Source organism: Microbacterium oryzae, assembly GCF_030406385.1.
GTDB classification, from domain to species: Bacteria; Actinomycetota; Actinomycetes; order Actinomycetales; family Microbacteriaceae; genus Microbacterium; species Microbacterium oryzae_A.
Genome location: NZ_JAUEPM010000018.1, coordinates 1 through 5,450, shown reverse-complemented (window position 1 = coordinate 5,450; position 5,450 = coordinate 1). Strand labels below are relative to the sequence as shown.

General features: G+C 56.2%; 3 rRNA genes. All 3 read left to right on the top strand.

Annotated elements, in window-relative coordinates:
• Positions 1 to 231 precede the first annotated feature (231 nt).
• A 16S ribosomal RNA gene (locus QWJ90_RS14820) occupies positions 232 to 1,755 on the top strand.
• Between the two features lie 360 nt (positions 1,756 to 2,115).
• Positions 2,116 to 5,222: ribosomal RNA gene (locus QWJ90_RS14815) — 23S ribosomal RNA — on the top strand.
• A 103-nt stretch (positions 5,223 to 5,325) separates the two neighbouring features.
• Positions 5,326 to 5,442: ribosomal RNA gene (gene rrf / locus QWJ90_RS14810) — 5S ribosomal RNA — on the top strand.
• Together the 16S, 23S and 5S rRNA genes form the textbook arrangement of a ribosomal RNA operon.
• The last annotated feature ends 8 nt before the right edge of the window (positions 5,443 to 5,450 follow it).

Below are 5,450 nucleotides of genomic sequence, written 5' to 3'. Positions count from 1 at the left end.
GTTGCCCCGGAGGGCCACGGCGGGAGTCGTGGGGCTGGGTGCGTCTGATCCTTGAGAACTCAACAGCGTGCACTTGTCAAATGCCAAATTATCCTCGGCCTGGTCTTTGTGACTGGGTTTGAGAATTCCTTTGGATCAAAACAATGGTTGTCAGTTATGGCATCCGTATTTGGTCATGATTGAACTCGCTGCCTGTTCACCGTTTTCCCGGTGGCGGGTTGGCATCTGTTTTTTACGGAGAGTTTGATCCTGGCTCAGGATGAACGCTGGCGGCGTGCTTAACACATGCAAGTCGAACGATGAAGCCCAGCTTGCTGGGTGGATTAGTGGCGAACGGGTGAGTAACACGTGAGCAACCTGCCCCTGACTCTGGGATAACAGCCGGAAACGGTTGCTAATACCGGATATGCATCATGGCCGCATGGTCTGTGGTGGGAAAGATTTTTCGGTTGGGGATGGGCTCGCGGCCTATCAGCTTGTTGGTGAGGTAGTGGCTCACCAAGGCGTCGACGGGTAGCCGGCCTGAGAGGGTGACCGGCCACACTGGGACTGAGACACGGCCCAGACTCCTACGGGAGGCAGCAGTGGGGAATATTGCACAATGGGCGGAAGCCTGATGCAGCAACGCCGCGTGAGGGACGACGGCCTTCGGGTTGTAAACCTCTTTTAGCAGGGAAGAAGCGAAAGTGACGGTACCTGCAGAAAAAGCGCCGGCTAACTACGTGCCAGCAGCCGCGGTAATACGTAGGGCGCAAGCGTTATCCGGAATTATTGGGCGTAAAGAGCTCGTAGGCGGTTTGTCGCGTCTGCTGTGAAAACCCGAGGCTCAACCTCGGGCCTGCAGTGGGTACGGGCAGACTAGAGTGCGGTAGGGGAGATTGGAATTCCTGGTGTAGCGGTGGAATGCGCAGATATCAGGAGGAACACCGATGGCGAAGGCAGATCTCTGGGCCGTTACTGACGCTGAGGAGCGAAAGGGTGGGGAGCAAACAGGCTTAGATACCCTGGTAGTCCACCCCGTAAACGTTGGGAACTAGTTGTGGGGGCCTTTCCACGGTCTCCGTGACGCAGCTAACGCATTAAGTTCCCCGCCTGGGGAGTACGGCCGCAAGGCTAAAACTCAAAGGAATTGACGGGGACCCGCACAAGCGGCGGAGCATGCGGATTAATTCGATGCAACGCGAAGAACCTTACCAAGGCTTGACATACACCGGAAACGGCCAGAGATGGTCGCCCCTTTATGGTCGGTGTACAGGTGGTGCATGGTTGTCGTCAGCTCGTGTCGTGAGATGTTGGGTTAAGTCCCGCAACGAGCGCAACCCTCGTTCTATGTTGCCAGCACGTTATGGTGGGAACTCATGGGATACTGCCGGGGTCAACTCGGAGGAAGGTGGGGATGACGTCAAATCATCATGCCCCTTATGTCTTGGGCTTCACGCATGCTACAATGGCCGGTACAAAGGGCTGCAATACCGTGAGGTGGAGCGAATCCCAAAAAGCCGGTCCCAGTTCGGATTGAGGTCTGCAACTCGACCTCATGAAGTCGGAGTCGCTAGTAATCGCAGATCAGCAACGCTGCGGTGAATACGTTCCCGGGTCTTGTACACACCGCCCGTCAAGTCATGAAAGTCGGTAACACCTGAAGCCGGTGGCCTAACCCCTTGTGGGAGGGAGCTGTCGAAGGTGGGATCGGTAATTAGGACTAAGTCGTAACAAGGTAGCCGTACCGGAAGGTGCGGCTGGATCACCTCCTTTCTAAGGAGCATCTCGGACCTTCGGGTTCTAGAGGCCCGCTTCGAGACGAATGTTCTCGACGGGTAGCTCATGGGTGGAACATTTGACAAGGCGCCTCAGTCGCGCTGGTGCTCTTAGTACGTCTCGTCTTCGGATGGGGTGGGAACGGGGTGCTGGCTGCGGGTGGGGCGCGTGCACGTTGTTGGGTCCTGAGGGCTCAGGCACCTGTTGGTGGCTGGATCCTTGTGGGCCATCCTGAAGCCGGTGTTGTCCGGTGGGTGGGGTGGTGCCGCCCGTACTTTGAGAACTACACAGTGGACGCGAGCATCTTAAAGAAATTCGCATGCCGGGCTTTCGGGTCTGGTGTGTGTACTCATGTGATTTCAAGTCTTTAAGAGCAAACGGTGGATGCCTTGGCATCTGGAGCCGAAGAAGGACGTAGCAATCTGCGATAAGCCTTGGGGAGCCGATAAGCGGGCTGTGATCCGAGGGTCTCCGAATGGGGAAACCCCGCCAGGCGGCGTGCTGACCTGGTGACTCCCGCCTGAATATATAGGGCGGGTAGAGGGAACGTGGGGAAGTGAAACATCTCAGTACCCACAGGAAGAGAAAACAATAGTGATTCCGTGAGTAGTGGCGAGCGAAAGCGGAAGAGGCTAAACCGAGTCGTGTGTGATAGCCGGCAGGCGTTGCACGTTCGGGGTTGTGGGACCACTAGGGGACGCTGCCGTGTTCCGCGTGGTACAGGTGCGTATAGACGAACGGTTTTGAATGGCCGGCCAGAGCGGGTGGTAGCCCCGTAGTCGACATGCGTGTTCCTGCCGCGAGTGGTATCCCGAGTAGCACGGGGCCCGTGAAATCCCGTGTGAATCTGCCAGGACCACCTGGTAAGCCTAAATACTCCCAGATGACCGATAGCGGACAAGTACCGTGAGGGAAAGGTGAAAAGTACCCCGGGAGGGGAGTGAAATAGTACCTGAAACCGTTTGCTTACAAACCGTCGGAGCCTCCTTGTTGGGGTGACGGCGTGCCTTTTGAAGAATGAGCCTGCGAGTTAGCGATACGTGGCGAGGTTAACCCGTGTGGGGTAGCCGTAGCGAAAGCGAGTCTGAATAGGGCGATTTTCAGTCGCGTGTCCTAGACCCGAAGCGAAGTGATCTATCCATGGCCAGGCTGAAGCGACGGTAAGACGTCGTGGAGGGCCGAACCCACTTAGGTTGAAAACTGAGGGGATGAGCTGTGGATAGGGGTGAAAGGCCAATCAAACTTCGTGATAGCTGGTTCTCTCCGAAATGCATTTAGGTGCAGCGTTGCGTGTTTCTTGCCGGAGGTAGAGCTACTGGATGGCCGATGGGCCCTACAAGGTTACTGACGTCAGCCAAACTCCGAATGCCGGTAAGTGAGAGCGCAGCAGTGAGACGGTGGGGGATAAGCTTCATCGTCGAGAGGGAAACAACCCAGACCACCATCTAAGGTCCCTAAGCGCGTGCTAAGTGGGAAAGGATGTGGAGTTGCTTAGACAACCAGGAGGTTGGCTTAGAAGCAGCCACCCTTGAAAGAGTGCGTAATAGCTCACTGGTCAAGTGATTCCGCGCCGACAATGTAACGGGGCTCAAGCACGCCACCGAAGCTGTGGCATTGACATTAATGGTAGGCCTTCGTGGTCCAGCCGTGTTGATGGGTAGGAGAGCGTCGTGTGCGGGGTGAAGCGGCGGAGTGATCCAGCCGTGGACGGCACACGAGTGAGAATGCAGGCATGAGTAGCGAAAGACGTGTGAGAAACACGTCCTCCGGAAGACCAAGGGTTCCAGGGTCAAGCTAATCTTCCCTGGGTAAGTCGGGACCTAAGGCGAGGCCGACAGGCGTAGTCGATGGACAACGGGTTGATATTCCCGTACCGGCGAAGAACCGCCCCAATCAATCCAGTGGTGCTAAACGCCCAAAGCCGGACATCGTCACCTTCGGGTGGCACCGTCCGGGGGAGCGCGTGACCCCATGCTGGTGCGGTTAGCGTATTAACAGGTGTGACGCAGGAAGGTAGCCCAAGCCAGGCGATGGTTGTCCTGGTCCAAGCATGTAGGCCGAGTCATAGGCAAATCCGTGACTCATGAAGGCTGAGATGTGATGGGGATGAAAAGTGGGTGATCCTATGCTGCCAAGAAAAGCATCGACGCGAGGTTCTAGCCGCCCGTACCCCAAACCGACTCAGGTGGTCAGGTAGAGAATACCAAGGAGATCGAGATAATCGTGGTTAAGGAACTCGGCAAAATGCCCCCGTAACTTCGGGAGAAGGGGGGCCATCCACTTATACGGACTTGCTCCGGAAAGGGTGTGGTGGCCGCAGAGACCAGTGGGTAGCGACTGTTTACTAAAAACACAGGTCCGTGCGAAGTCGCAAGACGATGTATACGGACTGACGCCTGCCCGGTGCTGGAAGGTTAAGAGGACCGGTTAGCCGCAAGGCGAAGCTGAGAATTTAAGCCCCAGTAAACGGCGGTGGTAACTATAACCATCCTAAGGTAGCGAAATTCCTTGTCGGGTAAGTTCCGACCTGCACGAATGGCGTAACGACTTCCCAACTGTCTCAACCACGAACTCGGCGAAATTGCATTACGAGTAAAGATGCTCGTTACGCGCAGCAGGACGGAAAGACCCCGTGACCTTTACTACAGCTTGGTATTGGTGTTCGGTGTGGCTTGTGTAGGATAGGTGGGAGACGTTGAAGCGGTGACGCCAGTTACCGTGGAGTCGTTGTTGAAATACCACTCTGGTCACTCTGGATATCTAACTTCGAACCGTGATCCGGTTCAGGGACAGTGCCTGGTGGGTAGTTTAACTGGGGCGGTTGCCTCCCAAAGAGTAACGGAGGCGCCCAAAGGTTCCCTCAACCTGGTTGGCAATCAGGTGGCGAGTGTAAGTGCACAAGGGAGCTTGACTGTGAGACTGACAGGTCGAGCAGGGACGAAAGTCGGGACTAGTGATCCGGCAGTGGCTTGTGGAAGCGCTGTCGCTCAACGGATAAAAGGTACCTCGGGGATAACAGGCTGATCTTGCCCAAGAGTCCATATCGACGGCATGGTTTGGCACCTCGATGTCGGCTCGTCGCATCCTGGGGCTGGAGTAGGTCCCAAGGGTTGGGCTGTTCGCCCATTAAAGCGGTACGCGAGCTGGGTTTAGAACGTCGTGAGACAGTTCGGTCCCTATCCGCTGCGCGCGTAGGAAGTTTGAGAGGATCTGACCCTAGTACGAGAGGACCGGGTTGGACGAACCTCTGGTGTGCCAGTTGTCCTGCCAAGGGCACCGCTGGTTGGCTACGTTCGGGATGGATAACCGCTGAAAGCATCTAAGCGGGAAGCCGGCCTCAAGATGAGACTTCCATACCCCTCGGGGTGAGAGGCTCCCAGCAGACTACTGGGTTGATAGGCCAGACGTGGAAGCCCAGCAATGGGTGCAGCTGACTGGTACTAATAAGCCGATGACTTGATAACACACTCCTTCTGCGAGTGCTCGCGTCCACTTTGTGGTTCCCGATGTACGGGCACCAAACAGTTTCACAGAGAAGCTAGATGTCAGAAACACATCGAAAAGTGTTTCGGCGGTCATAGCGAGAGGGAAACGCCCGGTCACATTCCGAACCCGGAAGCTAAGCCTCTCAGCGCCGATGGTACTGCAAGGGGGACCTTGTGGGAGAGTAGGACACCGCCGGACTTCACGTA